This is a genomic window from Enterococcus sp. E4-150, from assembly GCF_035726465.1.
In the GTDB taxonomy this organism is placed as follows: Bacteria; Bacillota; Bacilli; order Lactobacillales; family Enterococcaceae; genus Enterococcus_B; species Enterococcus_B faecium.
Window position 1 is genome coordinate 1 of record NZ_JAPRGK010000002.1, and the last position, 23,900, is coordinate 23,900.

At 40.5% G+C, this 23,900-nt stretch carries 29 protein-coding genes; all 29 read right to left on the bottom strand.

The features are described from left to right. Positions 1-117: 117 nt before the first annotated feature. On the bottom strand, positions 118-588 hold the full coding sequence (locus tag OZ002_RS01985) for a hypothetical protein (RefSeq protein WP_325082796.1): 471 nt from the start codon (positions 586-588) through the stop codon (positions 118-120). Next, positions 581-1,306 carry a hypothetical protein gene (locus tag OZ002_RS01990; protein WP_008274133.1) on the bottom strand — a complete coding sequence of 242 codons (726 nt, stop codon included), beginning with the start codon at positions 1,304-1,306 and terminating at the stop codon, positions 581-583. Before OZ002_RS01990 ends, OZ002_RS01985 begins: the two co-directional genes overlap by 8 nt. Then, positions 1,299-1,826 (bottom strand): hypothetical protein, encoded by a 528-nt coding sequence (locus OZ002_RS01995; RefSeq protein ID WP_008274135.1) that lies wholly within the window; start codon positions 1,824-1,826, stop codon positions 1,299-1,301. Before OZ002_RS01995 ends, OZ002_RS01990 begins: the two co-directional genes overlap by 8 nt. A gap of 159 nt (positions 1,827-1,985) precedes the next feature. Further along, the gene (locus tag OZ002_RS02000; RefSeq protein ID WP_325082797.1) at positions 1,986-2,876 is read right to left on the bottom strand and encodes a peptidoglycan recognition protein family protein; all 891 of its coding nucleotides are present in this window, start codon (positions 2,874-2,876) and stop codon (positions 1,986-1,988) included. A 52-nt stretch (positions 2,877-2,928) separates the two neighbouring features. Further along, positions 2,929-3,189, bottom strand: a complete 261-nt coding sequence (locus tag OZ002_RS02005; protein WP_325082798.1) for a holin — start codon at positions 3,187-3,189, stop codon at positions 2,929-2,931. Further along, complete coding sequence (locus OZ002_RS02010) at positions 3,186-3,422, bottom strand: hypothetical protein (protein ID WP_325082800.1); 237 nt, start codon at positions 3,420-3,422, stop codon at positions 3,186-3,188. Before OZ002_RS02010 ends, OZ002_RS02005 begins: the two co-directional genes overlap by 4 nt. Positions 3,423-3,545: 123 nt before the next feature. Continuing rightward, positions 3,546-4,772 (bottom strand): hypothetical protein, encoded by a 1,227-nt coding sequence (locus OZ002_RS02015; RefSeq protein WP_325082802.1) that lies wholly within the window; start codon positions 4,770-4,772, stop codon positions 3,546-3,548. Next, positions 4,769-5,020 (bottom strand): hypothetical protein, encoded by a 252-nt coding sequence (locus tag OZ002_RS02020; RefSeq protein ID WP_325082803.1) that lies wholly within the window; start codon positions 5,018-5,020, stop codon positions 4,769-4,771. The genes OZ002_RS02015 and OZ002_RS02020 overlap by 4 nt, the downstream gene beginning before the upstream one ends. Positions 5,021-5,038: 18 nt before the next feature. Beyond that, complete coding sequence (locus tag OZ002_RS02025) at positions 5,039-5,602, bottom strand: BppU family phage baseplate upper protein (protein WP_325082804.1); 564 nt, start codon at positions 5,600-5,602, stop codon at positions 5,039-5,041. Positions 5,603-5,628: 26 nt separating this feature from the next. Further along, the gene (locus OZ002_RS02030; protein ID WP_325082805.1) at positions 5,629-5,781 is read right to left on the bottom strand and encodes a hypothetical protein; all 153 of its coding nucleotides are present in this window, start codon (positions 5,779-5,781) and stop codon (positions 5,629-5,631) included. Between the two features lie 54 nt (positions 5,782-5,835). After that, entirely contained in the window at positions 5,836-6,276 is a 441-nt protein-coding gene (locus tag OZ002_RS02035) for a DUF1617 family protein (protein ID WP_325082806.1), read from the bottom strand. Then, positions 6,251-6,436 carry a hypothetical protein gene (locus tag OZ002_RS02040; protein WP_325082807.1) on the bottom strand — a complete coding sequence of 62 codons (186 nt, stop codon included), beginning with the start codon at positions 6,434-6,436 and terminating at the stop codon, positions 6,251-6,253. Before OZ002_RS02040 ends, OZ002_RS02035 begins: the two co-directional genes overlap by 26 nt. A gap of 13 nt (positions 6,437-6,449) precedes the next feature. Further along, positions 6,450-9,155: a phage tail spike protein gene (locus OZ002_RS02045; protein WP_325082808.1), complete on the bottom strand. Its 2,706-nt coding sequence runs from the start codon at positions 9,153-9,155 to the stop codon at positions 6,450-6,452. Then, a complete protein-coding gene (locus tag OZ002_RS02050; protein ID WP_325082809.1) occupies positions 9,152-9,907 on the bottom strand; it encodes a distal tail protein Dit in 756 nt (251 codons plus the stop codon). The genes OZ002_RS02045 and OZ002_RS02050 overlap by 4 nt, the downstream gene beginning before the upstream one ends. Continuing rightward, positions 9,904-14,058: a tape measure protein gene (locus tag OZ002_RS02055; RefSeq protein ID WP_325082810.1), complete on the bottom strand. Its 4,155-nt coding sequence runs from the start codon at positions 14,056-14,058 to the stop codon at positions 9,904-9,906. The genes OZ002_RS02050 and OZ002_RS02055 overlap by 4 nt, the downstream gene beginning before the upstream one ends. Then, entirely contained in the window at positions 14,045-14,635 is a 591-nt protein-coding gene (locus OZ002_RS02060; protein WP_325082811.1) for a Gp15 family bacteriophage protein, read from the bottom strand. The genes OZ002_RS02055 and OZ002_RS02060 overlap by 14 nt, the downstream gene beginning before the upstream one ends. A gap of 4 nt (positions 14,636-14,639) precedes the next feature. Then, positions 14,640-15,020: a hypothetical protein gene (locus OZ002_RS02065; RefSeq protein ID WP_325082812.1), complete on the bottom strand. Its 381-nt coding sequence runs from the start codon at positions 15,018-15,020 to the stop codon at positions 14,640-14,642. Positions 15,021-15,075: 55 nt separating this feature from the next. Next, entirely contained in the window at positions 15,076-15,570 is a 495-nt protein-coding gene (locus OZ002_RS02070; RefSeq protein ID WP_325082813.1) for a phage tail tube protein, read from the bottom strand. Beyond that, a complete protein-coding gene (locus OZ002_RS02075; RefSeq protein ID WP_325082814.1) occupies positions 15,570-15,968 on the bottom strand; it encodes a phage tail terminator protein in 399 nt (132 codons plus the stop codon). Before OZ002_RS02075 ends, OZ002_RS02070 begins: the two co-directional genes overlap by 1 nt. Next, positions 15,968-16,333, bottom strand: coding sequence for a minor capsid protein (locus OZ002_RS02080; RefSeq protein WP_325082815.1), 366 nt, complete (start codon positions 16,331-16,333; stop codon positions 15,968-15,970). Before OZ002_RS02080 ends, OZ002_RS02075 begins: the two co-directional genes overlap by 1 nt. Beyond that, positions 16,333-16,668 carry a putative minor capsid protein gene (locus OZ002_RS02085; protein ID WP_325082816.1) on the bottom strand — a complete coding sequence of 112 codons (336 nt, stop codon included), beginning with the start codon at positions 16,666-16,668 and terminating at the stop codon, positions 16,333-16,335. The genes OZ002_RS02080 and OZ002_RS02085 overlap by 1 nt, the downstream gene beginning before the upstream one ends. Further along, on the bottom strand, positions 16,665-17,120 hold the full coding sequence (locus OZ002_RS02090) for a hypothetical protein (protein WP_325082817.1): 456 nt from the start codon (positions 17,118-17,120) through the stop codon (positions 16,665-16,667). Before OZ002_RS02090 ends, OZ002_RS02085 begins: the two co-directional genes overlap by 4 nt. Positions 17,121-17,149: 29 nt before the next feature. Further along, positions 17,150-17,314, bottom strand: a complete 165-nt coding sequence (locus OZ002_RS02095; protein WP_325082818.1) for a HeH/LEM domain-containing protein — start codon at positions 17,312-17,314, stop codon at positions 17,150-17,152. Continuing rightward, positions 17,311-18,198, bottom strand: a complete 888-nt coding sequence (locus OZ002_RS02100; protein ID WP_325082819.1) for a capsid protein — start codon at positions 18,196-18,198, stop codon at positions 17,311-17,313. Before OZ002_RS02100 ends, OZ002_RS02095 begins: the two co-directional genes overlap by 4 nt. A gap of 13 nt (positions 18,199-18,211) precedes the next feature. After that, the gene (locus tag OZ002_RS02105; protein ID WP_325082820.1) at positions 18,212-18,802 is read right to left on the bottom strand and encodes a phage scaffolding protein; all 591 of its coding nucleotides are present in this window, start codon (positions 18,800-18,802) and stop codon (positions 18,212-18,214) included. 233 nt (positions 18,803-19,035) lie between these two features. Beyond that, the gene (locus OZ002_RS02110; RefSeq protein ID WP_325082822.1) at positions 19,036-20,184 is read right to left on the bottom strand and encodes a phage minor capsid protein; all 1,149 of its coding nucleotides are present in this window, start codon (positions 20,182-20,184) and stop codon (positions 19,036-19,038) included. Positions 20,185-20,188: 4 nt separating this feature from the next. Beyond that, positions 20,189-21,727 (bottom strand): phage portal protein, encoded by a 1,539-nt coding sequence (locus OZ002_RS02115; RefSeq protein WP_325082823.1) that lies wholly within the window; start codon positions 21,725-21,727, stop codon positions 20,189-20,191. 14 nt (positions 21,728-21,741) lie between these two features. Further along, positions 21,742-23,037 carry a PBSX family phage terminase large subunit gene (locus tag OZ002_RS02120; protein WP_325082824.1) on the bottom strand — a complete coding sequence of 432 codons (1,296 nt, stop codon included), beginning with the start codon at positions 23,035-23,037 and terminating at the stop codon, positions 21,742-21,744. Further along, positions 23,012-23,899, bottom strand: a complete 888-nt coding sequence (gene terS / locus OZ002_RS02125; RefSeq protein ID WP_325082825.1) for a phage terminase small subunit — start codon at positions 23,897-23,899, stop codon at positions 23,012-23,014. The genes OZ002_RS02120 and terS overlap by 26 nt, the downstream gene beginning before the upstream one ends. Position 23,900 lies beyond the last annotated feature (1 nt).

Below are 23,900 nucleotides of genomic sequence, written 5' to 3' on the forward strand. Positions count from 1 at the left end.
AGTCTTTAGAATTTCTGTAGTAAAATCGTTCATATGGAAGTCCTCTTTTCTGTGAATGTGTTGTGGTAACTCTATTCTACAGAAGGGACTTCCTTTTTTCTATTTACACAAAATATTTTACACTCTCAAATTTTTAACACCAATTAGTTTTTTTACACGATTTATATTAACTTCTTTTGAAGTACAAATCACTACATAAATAGCCTGAGTAATTTCAAGAAAATATACATCTACAGGTAAAGTCTGTATTCTCTTTTCTTTTGGTAGATAATTACCGTATTCATCTCTCTTTTTTTGTTTAGAATATTCTATACTTGCTATAGCTTTGATAAATCGGATAGATGGATTTATATTATCTTCTCCATCGAATAAGTTTGGAATATCTAATTCTTCAATTTCTGAAAAACTTTCCCAGCTATAAATTAATACAGCATCATCACCAGATAATTTGATACCTTTAGCTTTGTCCTTTTGAGTAAGATTAATTTTTTCACGAACTACCCTATCCAACATAGACGCTCTAACCGTTTCTAATGAAGAGATACCTTCCAATTTATATAATTTACAAATTAATTTTTGATTAGCCATTATGTATCTCCTCACATTCAATTATAAATTGATCATAATTAATTTCAAAAAAGCGTCTAGCAATTCTTTTAGAAAATAAATTTCCCTTTCCAAAAGTTGGACAGTAGTCCATACTGGTTCTTCCCTTTTTTACACGTATAGGTTTAATTTGTATTTTTTCCGTCATTACATGCTCAGTGGAAACAAATCTCTCTCCCCTTATTTTCATATTTTTTAAAATATATATCTTTATTGACCTTTCTTTTATTAAAAATCCGTTTAAGCTTAATCCGTCCCACTGTTCTACTAGTGATATGTCTAAAATATTGGGATTAAAAAATATTTCTAAATTGATATCAAGCCATTCTACCAAGAAATTGGATATTCTTCCTTTTGGAGTCATCTTGATTTCTAAATCAACAATTTCAGCTGAATATTCATTATTAGCATTTGGAGTAAATATTAATTTATTTTTCTTTCTATTATGTTGTTTAATATTTACTTCTAGTGTAATTTTAGAAAACATGATGAAGAACCATTGCATTAATATTGATAAAATATACGAAATTGCTCCAATCGCCAGTGTAATTGTAGCACTTAATACAATCTTCCTAATAGTTTCATTTTCTATGTTTAAAATATCTAACATTTTATAAATTATATTTTGATTATTGGTTACAAAAAACGCTGATATAATTGTAACAAGAAAATTTTTAACTAAGTTCCATAATTTATTCATATAACACATCTTTTCCATAACTTAAAAAATCAAGTATATTTGCAACAGTTTCATGCTCTGAATTCAAAAGTTCGTCATCTATCCCAATTACACCATTGTTCATTACTATTAACATATATGACTCTGATGTTCTAAAATGAAGTTTGCTAATTTCCAAATTTTCATCTTCTAGTAAATAACAAATATCTGCAGTGTCAGTAAAATCTATATCTTCATCATCTATAACATCATCTAATTCCGAATTAACAAAATTACAGTCTACTAACTTGATCTTTAAATCATTTGACGATTCTATCAGATTAATAAATTTCCAATTATTCATCATCAGCTGTTTAACAGAAAAATCAATAAAAAGATTAAATATATGATCATTGGATAACATTTTTTTGTATTCGTTAGGACTGTATTTTATACCGAAAGAGTATCCACTTTTCCCAATAATTAACTTAGAAAAATTACATTTTTTTGAAAAAGAAACTGTATTAAATTTCGTTTGTGTTAATACTTTAAAATATTCCATATTACACTCCTTATAATTAATAGTAGTGTCATTGAGTTTTATTATTCATTTTATTTTTAATGCATTCCGTCAATTAATTATATCAGTTTAAACAAAAATATTGTATTGAATATTATAAAATTCTTAGATTGTGTATCGCCCCTCAACGAGGGGCTATTTTTATCGTTTCGGAATCATTAAAACGTATTCTGGAAAACGAATATCGACTGTTTGACCATTGATCGTATCGCCGTTCGGATCGTTGGTTCTTCGCAACATTGGAAATACTCTTCTTCCAGCAAATCTTCGAATGTCCAACGTTCCATCTAATCCAAATCGAAGTCCACTAGGTAATCCGTATGCTGCATTCACGTCATCTCGAACAATCCCTGCCGATCTACAACGCCCTACTTCGACATTTGGATTATCTGCATCCATCCAGAAAACGAATCCGTACTCTAAGCTGGGCGCTCCGTTCTGTGGAACGAGCCATGCACCAATCCGAAAAACCCCTAATTTTAATTCATTGAATTTTTCCAATTTACCAACGTAATTTCCGACGGTTTTCGGCGCACTTGCTGCAATGATCTCATCGTGTGTTTGAGCTGTGTCAGCTAGACGCCTTCGAACATTGCTCATATTCACCCCCGGGCATTGATTAGATCTATGACCGCTAAATTCGTTATGACCTAGGACGTTTGCCGAAGTTAATCCAAAACGGCGCATTGCATCTCTTGCTCTCACATCAAAAGCTCGTTCCTGCGCTTCGGTGAAAGATCCGTTCCCTACTAAACAAATGTGGTAAGTTGCTGTGTTGTGATTACCTACACCGTTCGTGACATCGTTATCTCTATAACACAGCTGAACTGTTCCATCTCGTAAAATAATCTCATGGTACCCGCCTGTGCCCCACCCTAGCGAACCCCGCCAGTGATTTTGAAATGCCCAGACATCGCCGCTAGTTGTAGCTGAATGATGGCGAGCGATATTTCTTACCTGCGAGACATTTCGTTTTGCATTGGTTGGTCCTAAAATTCTTGAATCGCCTCTTAAATCTTGAATCGTAGTCATAAATAACCCTCCTAATTTTATTTATAGAAAAAGAGCAGTCAAGCGACTGCTCTCACTTTTCTTTCTTGATGACACTGACACCTAAATCGAATAACCCACCAGCGGCAAGCCCTGAAACGGCTCCTGCCCATGCATATAAAACGACTGCATCTTGCACGAAAGATAATGCGTATAAGACACCAAGAAAAATACCAGCAATCACATTGATCACTGGCAAGATTTTGTAATTGTTCACCTGCGTTTTGATTAACCCCGTCACTGCGATCACTAACGGTGTGATGATTGATGCTGCAGTTAAAATTTGTTCCATCATTTTTTCCCTCCTACCTGAGTAAAAAGTGTTTTTATCTGTTCTTCAATTGCAACCAGTCGATTGCCATACTCGCTTTGACTTTCTTGCAGACCTTGGATGGTACCATTCAGCCGATCTAACGTTTTTCTCAAATCAGTAAAAACCGCATAGAATTTTGCCACGCCAAAAATAACTGTACTAGCAAGCGTAAGAATAGCGATCCATTCTGCAATTGTTATAGATACCGCATTCATTTGCCACCTCCAACTAAAAAATAAAAAAACGTTAAACTATAGCGACTTTTAATCAACTTTATGGTAAAACTCCTCTTTCTCTCCTAAAATAATTTTTTTCTGTTATTCTCTAGCTCAGTACCACTATTTATCTATTGAAAAAGGCGGTAGCTCATATTCATAAGTCACACGCATTTTTTTTGTACCATCTTTTACGATTGGCTCATCTAATAACACCCTAGACAGAAACTCTGCATATGCGCTGAACCGAATAGTATCTATTTGAGTCATGATTGTTCCCGTATTTGCATTCCCAAACTCCCATGAATACTCATCATTGTAAGAGTATATTGCATCTACCAAAACTGTTCCTGAACTCATCTGTCTAGAAATCATCGTATCAATGTTGATTCGCCAACGATTAAAGAACAAGTAGTTTTCACACTCTGACAAATTTAATCCGCGTCCGAGATTTATTCCGGTCCCTCTAAAGGTAAACTCACGAATAAACTGAAATGCTTCATCGAAAACTAAGATATCCCGTGCCCCAGAGATTCGCATGTACCACTCTTTCCGTTTTTCTGAGTAGACAATTCCTCTAATTTGTGGGCTTGCAGCTGTTGTGGTCCTAACTGTAAATGAATCGATTACTTCGGATGGATTATCTAACGATACTTTTCGAATCGTGTTCGTCGCATTAACAAAATATAATTCATTGCCTACAATTTCCATGTCCTCGATGATAAAATTTGGAAGTTGGTATTTTTTGTATTCTAGATCTTCTTCGACACCTCCATCAATTCGACTAAAAGGAAAATTATCAAATACATAGAGATCCCTAGAGCTATTTGATGCGTAAAATCGCCCCCCTCGCCTCATAAAGTAATGAAAGGTGAATGGCAATCTAAAAGAAAAGATTCTTGCAAATGATGGATTCGATCCGGATGCTGGTCCTAAATAAATTGAACGGATCAATCCGTTTCCCTGAGTCTCTGAAAATTCCCATTCGAATTTTTGTGAGGTGATACTTTCCGTACGATTGACAAGCTTTCCTCTTTGTCCCACAGTAGGTGGCACGTTATCAATGCTATCTGCCCAAGCAATTACGTTTCCTTCGACGAATTTATCTTTCATGTTTGCATCTTTCTCGTTATCCGTCATTTGGAGAAGTTGTCCAAAACGGGCCAATCCTACCGTGTCCATTCCAAAACCAATACGTTCATTTACTCTAGCAAAAGCCCGCAGAATCTGATGATTAACATAGTTATGCTCCTTAATTTTTTTAACGACTTGATCGTCTTGAATCAGTTCAATAGTTATATTTCCTTGTACTTCTCGCTTTTGTGTAGGTAATCTCACCAGTTCTTTCATTCGATATCCTCCAATTCAATCGTTACCTTTTCTATCACAGTCATAGAATGGATAGTAGGAAACCAGACCTGTTCTAGTACTGTTCGATCCGGTGGTGTCCGTTCATAGGTTTTAATTTCTAATACCCGCCTTACAAGTACTAGTAAACTGTCCTCAGTGGAAACTTCTACTCCTTGATGGTTTAAGTTATTGACCAATTCTTCTTGGCGTTTTTTTAACTCGCTTACTGCTAAAATTAATTTATCCACGGCATAGTCCACCTACCTTCATTTTTGAAGTACGCCAGTGACTTTTAGTACGGCATCCGAAAAAGTATCGATATCTTTTTCCAGTTGTTCAAATTTACCAGTTAACTCCTCTACTTGTTGAAAAACTAATTGTCGTAAGTCCTCAAAACGTTTAACATAATAATCAGATATCGGCTCTAATTCTTGATCGATCCAAGATTCTTTAAAATCAGTTACGATGGTCGGATAGTCCAACGACTGACCATTTTCAAACTCAACATAAACATGAATCAATACTTGACCTGTATATGCGTAAATATCATTTGGGAGCATCACGCTCGTTCGTCCTTTTTCTGGCTCTTCGATTACAACAGATCCGTCTACACTCTCAAGTAAAAAAGAGCTATCCGCATTGACAAAATAAAACCCTAAAATGATGTTCGCATTTGTCAAATCTAGCTGTTCTCCCTCAAGTTGAAAATGGATGATTTTTTTGGCTGTTTTTTGGTCATATGTGAAGAACTCGGTGTTTGTAGCCACATCGACACGTTTTTGGGCAGTCTTATTTAGAGTGAGTTCATTAGTAACAAATACTTTTGCCATGCGCTAAATCCCCTTTCATTTGGATTCTACTCACTATCTTCCATATCCCATAATTCTTTTAGATAGTTTCCAATTCCGTCACGACAAACCTTTTTATTCTTTTGATAAAGTCCAGCGTCTTGAATGCTAATGCTCGGTGAGGTTGCAACTCCTTGGTACTCATCAATTGATGCTGTCATATAAACTACCATCTGATTCTCAATCATTACTTGCCCGAAAACGTACTACTTTTATTAGTCTTTAACATCTTGGTTTTCCTCCTTCTCGAATTCATCCATCAAGCGATCATAGATATCAGCCTCTTTACCTGAAATCACACCTTCGTATTTTCCAAGAATTTCCCCAAAAGCTGTAATATTCCTAGCATATGTGCCGCCTTCAATAATGACTTCTTCTGAAAGTAGTGTATTCATTTCTTCCAAAAACTTTTTCTTCAAGTCTTTTCGGATTTTGTAATCTGTTCCATCCTCATTGATCACCAACTCTCCATTGGAATCTTTTTCCGCGTATAAGTCATAGAGTTCTTTTTGGGCTTCTTGAAAGCCTTCTAGTGCCTCCATCACAAGATTTCTAAGCTTGCTTCTCTGTCTACTTTGAGAAGCGGCCTTTAGATCCATGCTTTGTAAGAAGTTAAGTGTTGGTGCCAGCTCATAATTTTTCAGCGTGATTTTCATTTCTATATTCCTCCAATTCTTTCCTTAAGAGTTTTATTTCCGATAAAAGTTCTTTTGCTACATTATTGGCAACAACTTCTAAATGATGCTCTGTTGAATATTGTAAATTGTAGTTCTCAGGTACTTCTTTAATTTCTTCTGTAAACTCAGGATATACCATCTTTTCCTCTCCTCTATAAATCTACTATTGACCATGTTTGTACCGTCCCATTCGAATTAATTGCTCTCGGTATCATAATTCGTCCAGATAAGCTGCTAAGGTTTCGTAATCTATAGATAATACTTGTCGCATTCCAATTTGAACTATTTGAACGCACGTAAAGAATATTATCTACAGCTACATTACCTCGCATACGAAACGTTGCTGCACTGCTGATAGTTCCAACCGTTATCGAAGCATTTAAATTTCCATGAGTGAACCAAAGCGCTGGTGAATTACCACTTGTCCAGCCAGCTGTTGCTGGCATGGAACGATTCGCTCGAATATCCAGAGACAGTGCACCTAAAGTTGCAGTATAGACCGATGATGTAATCGTTCCGCCAGAAATTCTGTTTGCAGACATGGTTCCGGCTGTGATTAAATTAGCTGTTAATGTTTCAGCAGTAATTTTGTTTGCATGCAATGTTCCAGCTTGAATCCGATCACCATTGATCGTATTTGCTCGCATATGCGTTGTTTCAATTGCATTTGCCGCTATCTTTACCGCAGTCACGGCATTTGATGCTATAACATTTGCCGTGACTGCTCCAGCTGCCAATTTCACAGTTGTTACTGATCCACTTGCTAATTTATCTGCTACAATTGATCCTGCAGTTATGTGTCTTGCGATTATTGCATTTGTTGCTATCCGGTTCGCAGTAATTGTTTCTACCGCAATTTGATTTGCAGTAATCGTATTTGCTGCGATCTGTGAGGCAGTAATCGTATTTGCGGCAATTTCTGTCGCAGTAATTGTGCGCGCTGCGATTTCGTTTGCTGTGATGGCGTTCGTAGAAATGTGACGCGTGATAATCGCATCAGAAGCAATTTCTAAAGCAGTAATCGTCTGAGCATTAATTTCTCTAGCGGTAATCGTGTTAACGGCTAAGTCATCCCCGACGATACTTCCTGCTTGAATTTGTACCGATGTAATGCTTCCGGCTTGGATTGATCTAGCCAAAATTGTATCGGCTCGAATTTTTCCACCATCGATTTCAACAGTATCTTGCCACTGCCAACCATGAAGCAGGTCCTCTACGTCTCGAATATCTGCCATTGCATCGTCGATTCGTTTTTGCGCATCAAGGAAGTTTTGTTCAGCTGTTTTCAGCCGTCCTTCAAGATCCGGTAAGATGTTTTGCTTCAAATCATAAAATATCTGATCGTTCTCCGTCAGGCGTTCATCTAATTCCGGAAGAATCCGGTCATTCAGGTCTTCCAAGATTCCTTCTAGTTCATCCAGTTCTTTTGTGTTGGCCGTTTGGCCAAACACCTCGTCGGAAAATGGACCAGCACCATCATGATGATTGACTGCTCGAACTCGGTAATACCATTGCAATTTAGTCTCGGTGCCATGTGTATACGCGTTGACATTTGTGGTCCCCAGCAGATTGCTTGGTCCTGGCACAAAGCCTTTTTCTTGAGAGCCGTAGATTTCATACTCACGAACGGTCAGTCCCTGCATATCCCAAAACAGAATCACATTACTAAAGCCACCATATGCGACTAGATTACGAATAACACCCGGTCGGACATTAGCAATATTCCCTGGCCCAATCACTGGCGGTCGATTGATTTGTTCCTCCCGATCGCGTTCCTGTTCTTTTTGGGTGGATCCTAACGTCGATCGACTATCGCCAATCTCAATCGATTCATATTTGTCTAGAAGAACGTTCCAGACTGACTGATTAATCTTCGCATTGACATTGATGCCTAGCTTGTTAAAGGACACGGTGACCGTGTCATATAGTTCCAATTGCTCAAGCAGTCGATGTTGTTCCTCTCCCGTGGCACTGTATAGATCCGCAAATTTTACTTTTAGATTTACTTTAGGAAGCCCGATTTGATTGCTAGAAATATAGTACTGTGCGAACTGACGAAGTTCTTCGACTGTTTGAGGATTGCGACTACTTAGATCAACTGTCTGCACACGTCGTTCCGGAAACTTATCGACATGGGAACTATCCAGAATTACCTCAGGCAAAACTAACTCTGGGGCATCCTCATCATTCGCTCGAGCATATGGTCGAATTGATGTGTAGGTACTCTCAATCGTTTCTTCCTGGACGAGATCCACTAGGTTCTTGCCGTATGCAATAACAACGCCAGTGTCTCTTCCACCGTTTCGCATCAAGCGAATTTCGTTGTTATCGAAAATGTACTCCCCGTTGTACTTTTGAAGAATTGAGCCTTCTTTTCCTCCCAAAGCTTCAGCTGCACTTTTGAAATGGTCAACTTCGGCAAAGTCTATCGCGGTGACGGTCGTCAGATCTGTAAAAACGGTAAAATCACGCTGTGGAACTAAAAGAGCACGCCACTGATTCAATGCCTCTTGGGCTGAAATAGTGGCATGCTTCTGTCCTTTGTTTAGTGCTGTTTTATCCAAAATTAATGCAATATGTTCACAATAAACCGATACGATCCCATTTTGTGGTTTGGTGATCCGCACGATTTCAAATCGTTGACGCTTTGATCTTGTGCTCGGTCCTACATCGACCACAACTTTTTTCCCTTTCTCAAGCTGAGAAAAAAGAACACCGAAAACTGGATAGGTAAATTCTAGATAAGGAAAATTATTTCGTTTTCGTGTCGCAAATACTTTACTTGCTTCTTTTAAGAGTCCCAAGCCAAGCGTGCTGTAATTATTGTTTGCTTTGTCATATAAAATCGGCACACTCATATTGCAGTCACCCTCCATCTTGGCGTAATCGTCATTTGTGTGAGCTGAGTTGTGAACGAAATCGTGTTTGCTCCTGGTCGTAGCTCGGGCACATGATAGCCATCAGATTGCATCAGGATTGCATTGGATATATTCGCTATTCCATCCCGATAAGCCGTCCCTAACTCGCTGTCGATCGTAATCATGCCAGCACCGGCAGCCCTTAAAATGCGGAACTGCCTTCCATTGATGGTCAAGGTCGCATCTGCCGTCCCACTATATCGAAATTGGATAAGTGGTAAAGAATTGATTGGTTCCGGGTTCTCCAAGGTTCGTCCGGGCACGTAAGCAGTTGCTGTTTGGCCATTGAGTCGATACATCATCGGCTTGCATCGAAAAGGCAATGCCACGTCAAAATGATCACGCCATCGATCGAGGATGCGAACTTGATCATGAAAAATGCCTTCGTAGAAGTATTCCGGATCCTCAGAAAAAAGAAGCCGACTGTATCGCTTGGATTCCTTCAGCCAGTGTGTGATCTCTCTCACCTGCTGAAAAAGCGATTTGCCTGCTTCTTTTCTAAGTTCCATGGGAAATGTTTTGATAATATCTTTTTCTCGTTCATTGTCATAAATAATTGCACCTTGTCGGCCATCGACCTCATCAAAGCGCAAGTCAGTCTCTGGAATCGTCAATTCCATCTCATTAAGTAAATAAAGATTCTTATCGATCGACTTATGGCCATTAAATTCAAAATACGGTTCATTCGTCATTCTAACGACCTCCTTAATTCATCTGCAGTTTGTTGGGCAATATCTTGCGTTAGTTCTGCTACATCGCGATTGTCATTAATATTCACATCATGTAAGTGGACTTCCACACGTGGTGAGTTATGGATCGTTTGGTTCGTTGTCGTTGATTCACTCTTAACTGCTGGCAACGACAAACCAAAGCCTGCATTACCGGCAATGGCCACGGATTCGGCTTGGATATTCGGCAAAACAAGTTGCGCTCCCAAGTTCTCAATGGCATCTAAAGCATAATGCTTGAATCGCTCAATCCCTTCACCTATTCCGGCAGGGATCCAACGTCCCACATCCATCATCATCACTTTCGATGGTGAATTGATATCTAAGGCTCGTTGCATCGTTTGGGCTACTTGGTTGGCAATCGTGGTTGCAGTATTTAAAACTTGTGCTTGACCGGCGACCAAGCCGTTGTTTAGTCCGATCATGGAATTTTGTCCGATACGATAAAACTGATCGGGTAAATGACTCATCTGATCTGGCATCCGTTGGGAACCTTCACGGATTGTATCGTTCGCATCTCGCATCCCCTCGCGATAAGCTTGATTTGACTCACGCATAGCGGCTGTGGCGATCCTTGGCATGTTCTGCAAAGTTCGATCGACATCGCGATCCATTTTCTCAAATTCTTTGACGACTTCTTCTGTAGACTTCTTAGACTTCTTAACCATCTCATCGGTCATCTTGGCAATCGATGTCAATACTTTGGAAGAATTCTGTTCAATCCCTTGGGCGATTCCTTCAACCATTGGCTTGCCAATCTGGTTACCCATTTGATTGGCATTGAGTTCTTTGTCCATTATTTCGATCAATTTTTTCGCCAGTTGAGCCATTGATTTTTCTGGATCAGAAGAATTTTGATTGATCCCTTGAGCCAATCCTTCTGTTATGGACTTTCCATGTTTTCGGTAAAGTTTGGACGGAGAATTGATTTCGTTGGCCACCTTGAAACCTTCATTCATTTCTTCGCCCATTTTTATGGTGACCCTTTTTACATCTTCGGTGCCTTCTTTGACTCCTTCTTCGGCTCCTTCTGCGACGGCTTTACCTAAACTCTTGAAATCAGCTTCTTCGACTGCTTGACGCATGCTTTGTTCAGTCTCAAAAACCATTTCCTTGGCTTCATCTGGTAATTGACTATCATCAAATCCAGCGACTGTTGCTTTCTCCGCTGCCTCGTAGTTCCCAACGTAGACTTTTTCTAACTCTTTTAACTCTTCATCGGACATATTGACCATTTCAGAAATTAATCCGGCATGTTCTGGTCCCAATGATTTAACGTAGGTGAGCATTTGATCACTAACGCGTCCGGTCAGGCCGTCCACATTTTCAGCCCATTCATTCATAATTTTCTGGTTGGCTTCCATGGTTTTTCGCCAATCTTCCACAGAAAGACTGTTAGCTGTTTCAATTTCCTTGTTACTGTTTTTCACAGCTGACACATAGCCCTCGTATTCACTCTTAAGGGTATCGACCACTTTTTGTTGGACTTCGTTCAGATTGTCATAGATGATCTCAATTTGTTCCGCTGACTCTTTTGTTGCTTCAGAAACTTTTCGTCTGGCATCTGCTTCTTGGTTTGCTAAACTTTCGCCTTCTGCGACCAATTCTTTCTTTTTGGCCCCTAAAGCATCCTCTTGTTCATAAACTTCTCCTAATGCTTTTTTGTATTCCTTTTGAGAAATCTCGTTGTTTTGGACAAGCTCGTCCCATTCTTCCCGCTTTTTAGCCAATTCATTGAGTTCATTTTCAACTTTGATCAACTCTTCATTGACTTCAATCGAACGTTCTAAGATTGCATTCGCTTCTTCAGCACCACTTTGTGCATCAATCCGATCACGAATAGCATCAGCCGACATATTTAAGTTGCCTGTCTCTGCGTCGATTTCTAAATTCAGATCATGGATAGAACCATTCAATTGATCGACACGATCTTGAAGCATTTGTTTTTCTGTTGCGTTCAGATTTTCTTTTTGAGAAAGAATGTCAATTTCTGTGGCTAAGTTTTTCATTGCCCCAGCACTGGCACCGAATTCTTTTTGCTGTTCCTGATAAGCTTCTTTTGATGCATCAACACTACCCACAAGCCCTTCTGCCGCATCAGCATGCGTTCGCATTTCATCGGTCAGTTCTTTCGTAGCCTTTCGGGTATCTTCCGTTGCATTGCGATACAATTTCCATGCTGCAACACCTGCGCCAGCTGCTAACGTCACCCAACCAATTGGACCAGTTAGGGCAGCCTTAGCTGCAGTTAAAGCGGCAGTGGCAGCAGTGGAGGCTTTCAACGAACCCGTCATAACACCTGCGGCAACACTCGACAATTTCAATTGTTTCGTTTGCAATGCTTTGGCCACAATGTCAGCTTCTGTTACCTTTGTCGAAGCGATTTGCGCAGCCATTTGGGCTTTTGTGGCAATCAGTGTTTTTGCTAATACGGCATTCTTTGCGGTGATTGCCGTATTCATTTTGTTCACAACCGTATAGCCAGCATAAGAAGCCAACAAGCCCATGATCGCAAAATCGTATTTTTCAACTGCTTCAACAACTGGTGGGATCACATCCGCCACACCATTCAAGACTTTTTCAAAATTCTTTCCAAAGTCCTGGACATTATCTTTCATCGATCCGTAGCGTGTTTGCCCAAAGGCATCATCCATTGAAGTGATAATATTTGCCGTACCACGAGCGGTGGCAGTGGCCATATTAGCAAACGAGCCCGACCAGGTATTTCCGGCTTCTTGTGCGGCACCAGCGACGGAAACAACCGCTCCTTCCCCTTCGCGCATTGCGTGTTCCACCATATTGAGGAATTGTCCAGCATCGATTTCGCCAGCTCTTAAGGCATCTCTGACTTGCCCCACGCTTTTTCCAGTCGCATCGGCATAGATTTGCCAAGGATCGATCCCTCGACGTACGATTCGGTCCATTTGCGCCATGTTGATGGTACCTGTTGCGCGCATTTGAATAATGGCATCCATGACATTGTCCATGGTTTCCGCTGATCCATCACCATAAAAGACAACCGCATCACCCCAGATTGCGTATGATTCGGTAGACTTTTCAATATCCTTGTTTTGCAAAACCAGTCGTTGAACAGATTGCGCGGCACCATCCAAGGTATAAGATGTACCAGTTACAACATCTCGGACACCCTCCATACCTACAGCAGCTTCATCCGAACTACCAGTCAGCCGAGTCATGGTGCGCTCAAAATTATTCAAGGTATCGATTCGACCAAACGCACTATCCATGGATCCTTTCACTGTTGTAAGCGCAGCTGCAGCTCCTTTGGTGATCAACATTGCTGCACTTAATTTACCAACACTTCCAGTCAGGATATTTGCGGACGGCTCAGGGGTATCAAACGCCTCTTTTGTTTTTGATCCTGTCTTTTCAGCTGTGTCAGCCAATAAGCCTAGATCTTTTTTCATGGCATCTACAGCATTACTAATCGACTTTGAACCCTCTTTTGAACCGGATTCTAGACTTTTCGCAATACTGTTACCGGCTTTTGTAGAAGAAAGTTCAACTTGCGGAACCATCTGTGCAGCCGATTTAGTGATTATATCTGTTGAGGTTGTTGCTTGTTTAGCACCAACAAGAAATGATTCGCTGATGCTTCTCCCCATAACAGGTGTTGAAGACTCCACAGAAGCAACAAGACTTGCAACAGACTTTGTCACACTATCATTGGCTTGATTTGCTTCTTTTGCCCCTGATTCAAAGGATTCGCCCATCACACGGCCTGATTTTGCTAGTTCTTTGCTTGTGGAGGCAACCATATCGGTTACACTTTTTTTCACGCTATCCGTTGCTGCATTTGCGTCTTTTGATCCTGAATCAAAGTTATCACCAATTGACTTCCCAGCTTTTGCTGTGGCAGATTCAGTCGTCTTTCCTAAGTCTGATACGGTCTTTTCAACCGAATCCATGGCTTTATTGGCGGACTTGGCACCTGATTCGGTATTGATTCCCATATCAGCGCCAACTTTCTTCATGACATCATCGGCATTTTTACCCAATTGAGAAAAGCCATGTTCGACCATGTCGATCTCTTTCGTGACCTGTTTTCCATTGACGATTATGTCGATCGTTACCTTACCATCACTTCTGCTCATCTTTTTCACCTTCTTTCTTCGGTAGGGCATAGGCTTGTTTTGCCTCTATCAGCTGTTTTTTCGCTCTTCGGATCTCTTTGCCTTTTCCTTCCGGCAACTCTCGTTGACGGATATCAACGATGTGTTTGAAATGTGTATCACTAGGCAATCCATTGAACAAGGCAATGAACTTTTCCCAGCGCATCTTGCCTCTTTGTTCGAACAAATCAATGTGATAAGCTTGATAAAATGCTGCAAAAATACTTTCAGCGTCATGATCAAAAGAGAAATACTCTTCCGCAATTTCTTTCATCTTTGGTTTCATGAGGTTTCCTTTCCAGTCATAGCGTGGCTTTGGACGTTCCCAAATGCCAAAAGCTTCTAAGACAGACAGGAAAATCTCATTTTGTGTTTCAATGTCACATAGGAAGGAGACACCCAATAAAAGCTGCAACCCCAACACAATTTTTTCTGATTCTGTTAAAACTGGATCTTTTAATAGGTCAAAAAGACGTAGTACCGTGTCGAAAGAAAGATCGATTCGATAAGTTACGCCTTCGATTTCCACCGTTTCTTCTAATCGATACTGCAGTTTCATCGTTCTAACCTTCTAAGTAGTGCTTCATTTTTTCAAATAACTGTTTTTTACGTCCACCCAGCTCTTCACCTACCGCTGAACAAATCTCCATGTAGTACTCAGAAATGAAGGTATAGTCTGGGGAAAGCTTGTATAACTTTTCAAATGCACCATCGCCCAAAAGTTGATCAATCACTTTCTCGAGTTCTTTTTGCGCTTGCTTATCTGCTCTTTCAGGTGTGATTGTCTCTTTTTCTATTTTTTCAGTGATCTTTGCAGACTTCGATGCGTAGCCTGCAACCAATTTCCAAAATGCTTCTGCTCCCTTTTCAGACGTGTCAATGTAAAATGTGTGCTCACCGATTTCGATTGGCAGTTGGGTTGTTTTCACTTGGATTTTCACCATGCTTGTTTCCTCCATTCATTTTTATGTAAAAAAAGAGAAGCGATAAACGCCTCTCTTACTTCGTTTCTTTTCCTGATTTGCTTGCTGTAGCAGATTGTGCAGCAACACCTCCGCCTGAAGCCCTTTCCACTGGTGTCATGTTGAAAGTAATCGTACACCCGAATGCTTCCTCGTCTTCTGCGGCACCGGAACCGGCTACAATGTCGGTCACAGTTGCATGGCCAACCCATTGCTTCATTCCGTCTGAACTAACAACTTTGTGCCAAACCTTACGTCCAACACCAGTTTTCAACTTCATGTTTGCAATCATTTCTTGCGCAGGATCCGTGGCATCATAAACACCTGACACATCATAAGCAACTGTCACTCGATTGACCGCGTTGGAATGTTCTCCATTATAGAAAAATCGTTCTGACGTTGAATCTGCACTAGAATCAGAAATATCCTCAATTCCAGCACCTAACTCTAGCCATGATGATTCCGACGGTGTAGCTGATGTAGTGATAAATGGTGCAATAAAATGCCCACGTTTGCTATTTACATTAAACATTACTCTTCACTCTCCTGTTTTTTCTGTTTAAAGAATAGTTTTGCTTGTACGACCAAACGATAATAAAAGAACTTTTGATCATCTTGGCCGAGTAAAAATGGTTCGTTGGAAATCGTCAACGCCATAAACTGATAAGAATCATCTTCTGACGGAATGGACTTCACATTTTCTAAGATTTCAGACAGTTGATAAATGACACGATCACCAGAAAAACTTTTCGTTTTGAATCGAAACTCAAACGGCAGTTCCTTGACCTTGTCCCCATTCATATACGATTTGACCGTCCGTCCTCCCGGCAATGGTGCCAACCGAATCGACTCCTCCTGATCGATGGCTTGGATGATCACCGGCACATCGGTTTTGCTGGCTATTTCCTGTAATCGATCAATAAAATCCATTATAGTTTCGCTCCAATCTTAAATGCCTGTAACCAATCACTTATGAATAACGGTTTCGCTACTTCATCCCAAAATGGACCGGTGCCAGGTTGCTTATTGACAAATGAGATCCAAACCCCTGTTGTTTGGTGTTCACGTCCGCCATAGTATTGCGGACCAGCATAAGGTACATCCCACACCAGCTGACTTCCTCTGCCAAATACATAGCCACTATCACGTAGATGCATCGTGTCCCACGGTACTACGGTTTCGTTCATGGTTTGTAGCATTCGGTTGGCCATATTTAACTGACCAAGACCAAGGTTATCTTCACTAAGTTTTGATCGGACACCAGACAATTCAATGTCAATCTTGATCCCAGACATCAGACCACCTCAATTTCGAAGCCAAACGGTTGCGGTGAATCGGCAATCAATGGAATGACTTCGGCAATCGTGTACTGTTTTTCAAAGATCTCAATTTGATCTGCAACAGAAAACTCCGGTAGTGGTCCAGTGTATTTCTTGACCATAGAGATCAATGCATTGGGCGTTTGTACTTTCCCATCGATGTCGCGTGGCTCAAACTTGACTGTGTCATCAAAGCGAACATGCTCAATTACAAGATCCTCCTCAAGAATTGGCTCGCCTCTTGGTGTTACACCAATTTTCTTCCGATAGATCATTGCATGAGGAAAAAATCGTTTTGGTGGCATTCTCATTGACTCACCCCACGATATAGCAGCCCGGTTCCTGACAACTGCAGCATGGCGTCCCCAGAAAGCAAAGGAGTTTCATTTGTGGATGATGAACCACCTTTACTCTTAGAAACACTCATCCGTCCAATGGACCAACTGTCAGGCTCCTGCATGCCAAACGTGGTAGTGGCATCTGCTTCATGCATGTACTCGATTTGATAGGCAACAGCCACCTTAAATGCGTTGCGCCGCATCGGAATATCTGATTCGAGATCATTGCGTTGATAGAAACGTCTCGTTTGGATGTCTAACAATGCACTGGCTCTCCTAAGAAGCTTACGAAAGTCCTTTTCAGTCAGTTCCGTTTCTTTGTCTACAATGCGTTTGTACTCTTTGAGAGACAAATAGCCACATGGTTCGATGCTTTCTTGATCGTCAAAGATTTCATTCAACGGCTTTCTACGTAATCGCTCCATGATTTCACCTCCATGAAAAAAGAGAATGGTTATTCACTCTCTTTTAACAGCTCAATTAATTCTGGTTTCTTGGCAGTAGATGGATACTCGATACCAAGACGGTCTAACTCAGCTCTAAGCTCATCAACTTTCATGTCATCGATGACAAATGATTTACCTTCTACCCTAGTCTTCCCCGGTTCTTCCGGGGTCATGCTTTTGGGTCATCGTAAGAGATATAAATCGCAGGGCGTGCTTTCTTAAGTACTAAGCAATCGTAATAATCCAACCCTTTGATGGTGTCACGGTAACCGCCACGATCCTGGTCAGCAGGGACCAAATCAATCGTATTGTACTTCTCGATTGGCTTAGCAACGGTAATAGGCGTCATAATGAAATTAATATGCTTGTCTTCATCGACCTGCAACCGATTCTTAGCAACCTTTTGGATGATGATGTTCGTGCCATCGAGCATCTCAACACGTCGATCGATACCGTTGAATTGAATAGTATTGGTAGTAAAAGTCTTAGAAACACCATCTGCATTCTTCAATGCTTTGTAGGCATCACTAGACATAAACGCCACAAACTGACCAATGACTTCTGTATCAGTCATGTACGCTTCAGCATTATCGAAACTATCTAAAATGTTAGATTTTGTGATTGTTTCTTTGACCGTTTTTCCTTTGTAAATCTTATCAGAAGTATCAAATCCAGCTTCAAGCAAACGAGCAACAGCGGTTTGATCTTTCTCAGGAATCGTAACTAATCGAGTGTGCTCTTCAATGACAGCACCTACTTGATAGGCTGCATTTTCCGATTGATCTAAGCGATCCATGTCGTAGCCCATCCAACGTTCCTTTTCCAATTTTAAAGTTGACTTCTCAACTGAGATATTGTTCCGTTGATTTTCTTTATTTCGCTTATAATCGGCAGCAGTAAATCCTTGCATTTCATTTACCCGGACTTCATGAGTCCCCACGAAATCAGCTTCTGTAATATCTTTTGCCCCTTGGGTCAATACTTCCCATACTTGCGACTCAGCTGCAAATTCCTTGTCGATTTTCGCTAAATCTTTACTGTCTAAAATTACTGGCATTTAAACCACTCTCCTAATTATTTTTTGTTCTTGCAATATTCTCGGTTAGATTATCTTTCCAGCTTTTTTCTTTAGGTGGCTCACCACCACCTGTATTGCCAGCAGCCACAAATTGCTTTTTCTTTGGCTCTGGTGCACGATCATTAGATTGAAACAAGTAACCTTCATCTTTTTTCAATGTGGCCACTTTTTCATCTAATCCTTTGACACCTTCGTCAGTCATTTCCAACTCATCTGCCTTCAACAAAGCTTTCACAGCTGTAATGTTCTTAGCTCCAGCTTGTGTTAAAGCTAATTCAATCGCAGCGTTCTTACGATCTGCTAGTCTTTCAGCGGTCACTGTTTCTAACTGATTTTTATAGTCATCAATTTGTTTTTGCAGATCTTCATTTCCACTGTTCGATGCTTTCAACTGCTCAACAAGCGCATTTGCGGCGGTTAAATCTTCGTTTGCCGTTTTTAGCTTTTGAGACTTATCATTAAAATCAGCTTTAGGCACAGCATTTTTCGGAAATTCTGATTTTATTTCTTTTGTCACTCCGTCTAGATCAAACTTCCCATCCTCTCCGACGTGTTTTGATAAAATTTCTTTGATCCATTCCATGATTCATTCTCCGTTCCTTTTTATTCTGGTTGGTACCAGTTTAGAGTGTGAGTTATACCGCTCACTCGGTAGATAAACAGTTTAATGTCATATTCAGGACAAAATAAAAGCCTAGCAAGCTAGACTAAACAAACCAAAATCCTCAAACTTCAAAGCAAGACCAATTTTATAAAATGCTAGTAAGATTTCAGATAAGCTCAGTTCACTTTAATCCTTCAACATGCTTCCTCCTTTTATGAATACACTTGTTCTCTTGAGTAATCTCGGCGCAATAACTGATCATGCTCGTTGATAAAAGTACGCAGTGCTGCTTGACGTCGTCTGACCAGTTGTTTGAAGTGTTGTACATCTTCTTTGTTGTCCATTATCGTTGCTGCGTTCAATTGCCGCTTAGCACGTCGGATAGCAACTTCCATGCGGCGCTGTTTTGCAACTAAGTCCGCATTGTCAATCGCTCGCTTTGGATCATACTGCTTCATGTGAACATCAAGATCCGGATCATAGATTTGGATGTACAATCGATGCCGACAATTGATACCTTGGGTTCCGTCAGGCTCACCGTATCCATGATCATAGATCGATGGAATGTGCCGTAATTCTTCCGGCGAATCCTCTTTACGGACAAGCAAGACCCATCCGCCTTGGATATGGGCACAGTGTGGTCGTGCAGCCATATGGCTACTCATGATTGCTGTGACAATGCCATGCTCTAACCCTCGCTTAAGTCGTAGATCCTGATAAACACGGTGAGTTGTGGTTTTCAAAACCATCCGTACGTAGCGCTCAAGGCTCCATTCACGCCCTGCCTTGTCGACAAAGGTCGTCATCACCCCTTTTTCCACCATCGCATAGATCGATTCTCTAAGCGCCTGTTGTGGCGTTTTAGTGCCGCCAATGATTTTGGCCACAGTATCGTTTAAAACTTGTTGATACATCTTAGCCAGTGGATTATTCGGATAATTAGTGTCGATCAGCGTTTGATTGACGTGGTTGTCGAGCTCTCGCCATTGCTGATTGAAATATGACTCCATCACATTGTCGATCTCCGTTCGTGGTGGAGATTCTTTTCCGGTTTGCTTAGCCAAATTCTTGTCGAGATCTGAAACGACCTCAAATCCCATATCCACGATGATTTTACGTAACTGATCATAAGAATACTGGCTTGTTTCATTGACCACTTGTTGCAAAGATTGTTGATTCAACAAATTTAATTGCTGCATCTTTTCAAGCTTCCATCGAAACGCATTATCTTCTGTGAGCGGTGTTCTCGTTGGCTTGTTTAACTGACTGATAAGTAGCTTCATAATTTCGTCTTCCATCGCCATGTAGGCGTCTTGGACGTAAGAAGCCTCAATATCTAGCTGGTTGGGTGTAATGGCCATTCAATCACTCCTCGAAGTCTCCGTATCCAGAATCTCGTATTTTACCAGTAGTCTCATCAACTACATCTAATTGCGCTTGTCGGTAAAGATCTTTTGCCTTACTTTCAGGCAACTTCATTATTTTGGCTAAAGTTAACCATCCGGGAATCAGCCCATCATTTTTCAGTTCACGATAATAATCAGATTCTGACTTTTTATCTAAGAAGATGCCATCATCAAAATTCACACCGATCTCTTCCCGATTTGGAGATTCACCACTAAATAGTGGTTTCCCATCAACTTCTGTGGCTCGACCTAGCTCACACAGCGCTAGCACAACATCCCGAAGGAATTCCTCTAATTCGGTTGTTTGTTGGTTCCTTGATTGATACGTTTGCGAGTTCTCGCTGATTACCTCAGTTGCCGTCTTATTCGTAGTACGTACCCCGGCACCATCGAAAACGAACGTACCAGTCGAAAGTCCCACTTCCATTTCTAGAAGTCGCAAGCGATGATTAATTGCTCCGATGTATTGTTCTGTTCGAATATCATGAGTTAAATCAGTAATTTTAAATTCATCAGGGTTCGTACCAGGAACAATGACATAGAAGTCATCATCTTTATCAAAGGTTAATTTCGTTTCGCCTGTTCCCTTGTCAGGAATTCCACTTAGCATAGATTCAGGAAAGGCCGCTCTTCTCTTTCCCACGTCAATTTCATGGTCAAACGCATCCAACGCTTTGTTTAGTCGATCTAGCGTTCGCTTACAGTTGTCGTAAACACCCACACCAAGCGGAGAATATGGGTTGATATTGTTAAAACCTGCTGTCTTAAAATAAGAGAAGATTGGACGTTCAATTTCTTCACCATGAACAGCCGCCTCAAACTCTTCGTACTGCTTTAATGTGTTTAAAGATACTTGCATCCCCAACACATTGGATTTTTCACTTTCGTATAGTTCCATAGAAACCCAATACTCACCATCGATCCACTCATGGAATTCTAACAAGGTATAATAGAACGTTTTGTTCCCTTGGGTTTTGATCGTTTTAAATGCCATTGCACACTGACTGATCTTATTTGTACTGCTTTCCAATGGAAAGAAGGCATCCGGGAGCGCCCATGAAAATTCCACTTGTCCTGATTGATCATTGAAATATGGTCGCACAACTAAGCCACCCAGAGCCATCGCTGGTTCAAGATACTTACTGAGATTACGCTTGAAGTCATTATGCTGAAACACTGACTCTATCCAAGCACTGGCTTCATCATATTTTTTTGATTTATCATCTTTTCCGATCGTGATTTCTGCCTGTTCATTGAACATTACCTTCGCATATTCAGAAGCAACCTTGCGGGCCATATTGATATTCGCCTTTGCTCTCTGATCAGAATGACAATGCGTGTACCCTTGGTAATAAAGCAAGCTGTTTTGAATACGATCATACTCTTCACGACTCATTTGAATCTTTGGATGATCTAAAATACTTTGTAGCTCTTTTTTCGATCCTATCGCAACCGCCCCCTTTCCAAAAACTCTTTTTATTACTTGCCAAAATGACACCTGATCACCTCCTGCTAAAGAACATAGCGTTTCGTAAAGTAATTAATCGCATAACGACATTCGTCTAATGCATGGTTGTTTTTATCCACTGGGTAGCCAGAATCATTCCGAACGTACATTCCTAATTCTTTGATGAAATGATAATGACCATACTTGCCATCATGATCGTAAAGAAAAAAGCGTCCTTTTGAAAAGGCGCTTTGCGTTCGTTCAATCCCTACTTCAATTTTAGTGCCATTGCTAGTTACTTTATCTTTTGAGTTGTTGTCTGCTTTTGTTGTGACGATTCCTAACACACGTAATTCCTCACTCAATGACTTACAGGCTGGATCGACAAAGAATTTTGAATGCTTAGGCAGCCATGACCACTCTTTATAACACCATTCTTTAAACTGCTTAATTTCCTTGGCATACTCACTCATCGCTTTCGTGACACCCGTGTCGGCACCACTATGGTAGAAGTTAGCCATCCGATAGAGATAATATTCTCCATCTTTCCATGTAACGAGATTTAAGGAACAGGTAGTTGCATCACTTTGTCCACCATCAGCACTAAAGAACGCTTCTACAGGCCTGCCTGCGATTTCTTTTGTCATATGAGCATCGTCATTGAACATTGAATAGATCACGCCTTTAGGCATCACACGATCACCTAGCCAATCCCTTTTATATTTATACTCAGAAACCCTACATTCTGCTTCCCATTCTTTTAGAGCTTGTTTCGTTAAAATGGGATTGTCTTGTGGTCGCCAATGACGAAACTTAAAAGACCCAGTTTCTATAAAGGGTTTAAGAGTTTCTAGGTTCGGATGATTTGGTGCTGGCGGATTCTGTTCAGCGAGATGATAACGAAAGCTAGAAGCTTTAGTCCGACGAAAAGCCTCCTCTATGACCGCTTTGTTAAGCAGATTGAATTCCAAAAAAGTGACTGTTCCAAATGACATCCCAGTGATAGCGCCGACAGCATTTACTTTTCCACCGCCTTTATAATAGATCCGCTTTTCTCCCTGTGGTAGATTGATCCATAAATGATCCCCATGCTCATCGTGTCGAATCTCAGCACAGCTGGCAAAGATATGTTCCAGTCCGAACCCTTCACAATCCATAAACATTCTGTAAGCTTGTTCTTGGTTATAAGCAAGTACAAGATGATTCGTATCGGGATGTCCTGCGTATATTAATGCCATCTTTTGAGCATCCGACATCGTCTTACCAGAACGAATCGTTCCCTCGTTCAATTCCATCCGAATCCCTTTGAGTGGTTGAAAAATATTCTCTTGTTGCTTAGTCGATAACTTCATCTGGCTCATCTTGCCCACTCTCCTCATCTTCCGCTATTGGACCAATAAGTGCTTGACCGATATCGATAAGGCCCTGTACTTTATTTTGCTCACCTTGTTTCAGAATAAGTTTAGAGACTTTATGTTCGAGAATATCAGCTTCAAAGGTTATCTTCCGTTTCTGCTCTTCCATTAATACAACTTTGCCTCCTAATAAGGATAATTCATTTAGTTGTTTAATCGATTTTGTCAACTGGTTACTGATGCGAGTTAGAGAATCTTCAATTGAGAGAATATCATCAATTTTACGATATACTTTTCTACTTACTTGAACATCTTGCATAACCTCACGCTTGATCTCAAGCTTTTTACCATCAACATCAAGTGGTGTTTTAATATTGCGCAGTTGCTGGAGACGTTCGACTTCTTCATCATTTAAACCAGCTTCGGCTTGTTGAATCCTTTTCATCATTCGAAGTTGCCTTATCTTAAGTAGCCGTATTTCTTCAGACAAAGCAAAAGAAGGATCATCATTCAAACTAGAATAGATGTCCTTCTCTTCATCACTTAATGTCTCAAAAAATATTGTTTCATACTCGCCTATTTTCAAGGCATTTTTATTACCTACTGGCGGAGAGGCTCGGCTATTTCCTTTGTTACCTTTAGCATTTTGATTGCCAATAGGAGCGCCACCTTGATTAGTAACGTTACTTTTGCCATTGGTAACGTTACTTTTCAATTCAGCGCTCCACTTGTCTTGAGATTTCCATTTTCTAATTTGAGAATCTGAAACATTTAATTCAGATGCAATTTCTTTTAACCGCTTTTCTCCTTTAGATTCCAACCAAATTTTCTTGGCTTCATCTCGTCTTGGATCACGTTTTCTTGCCATT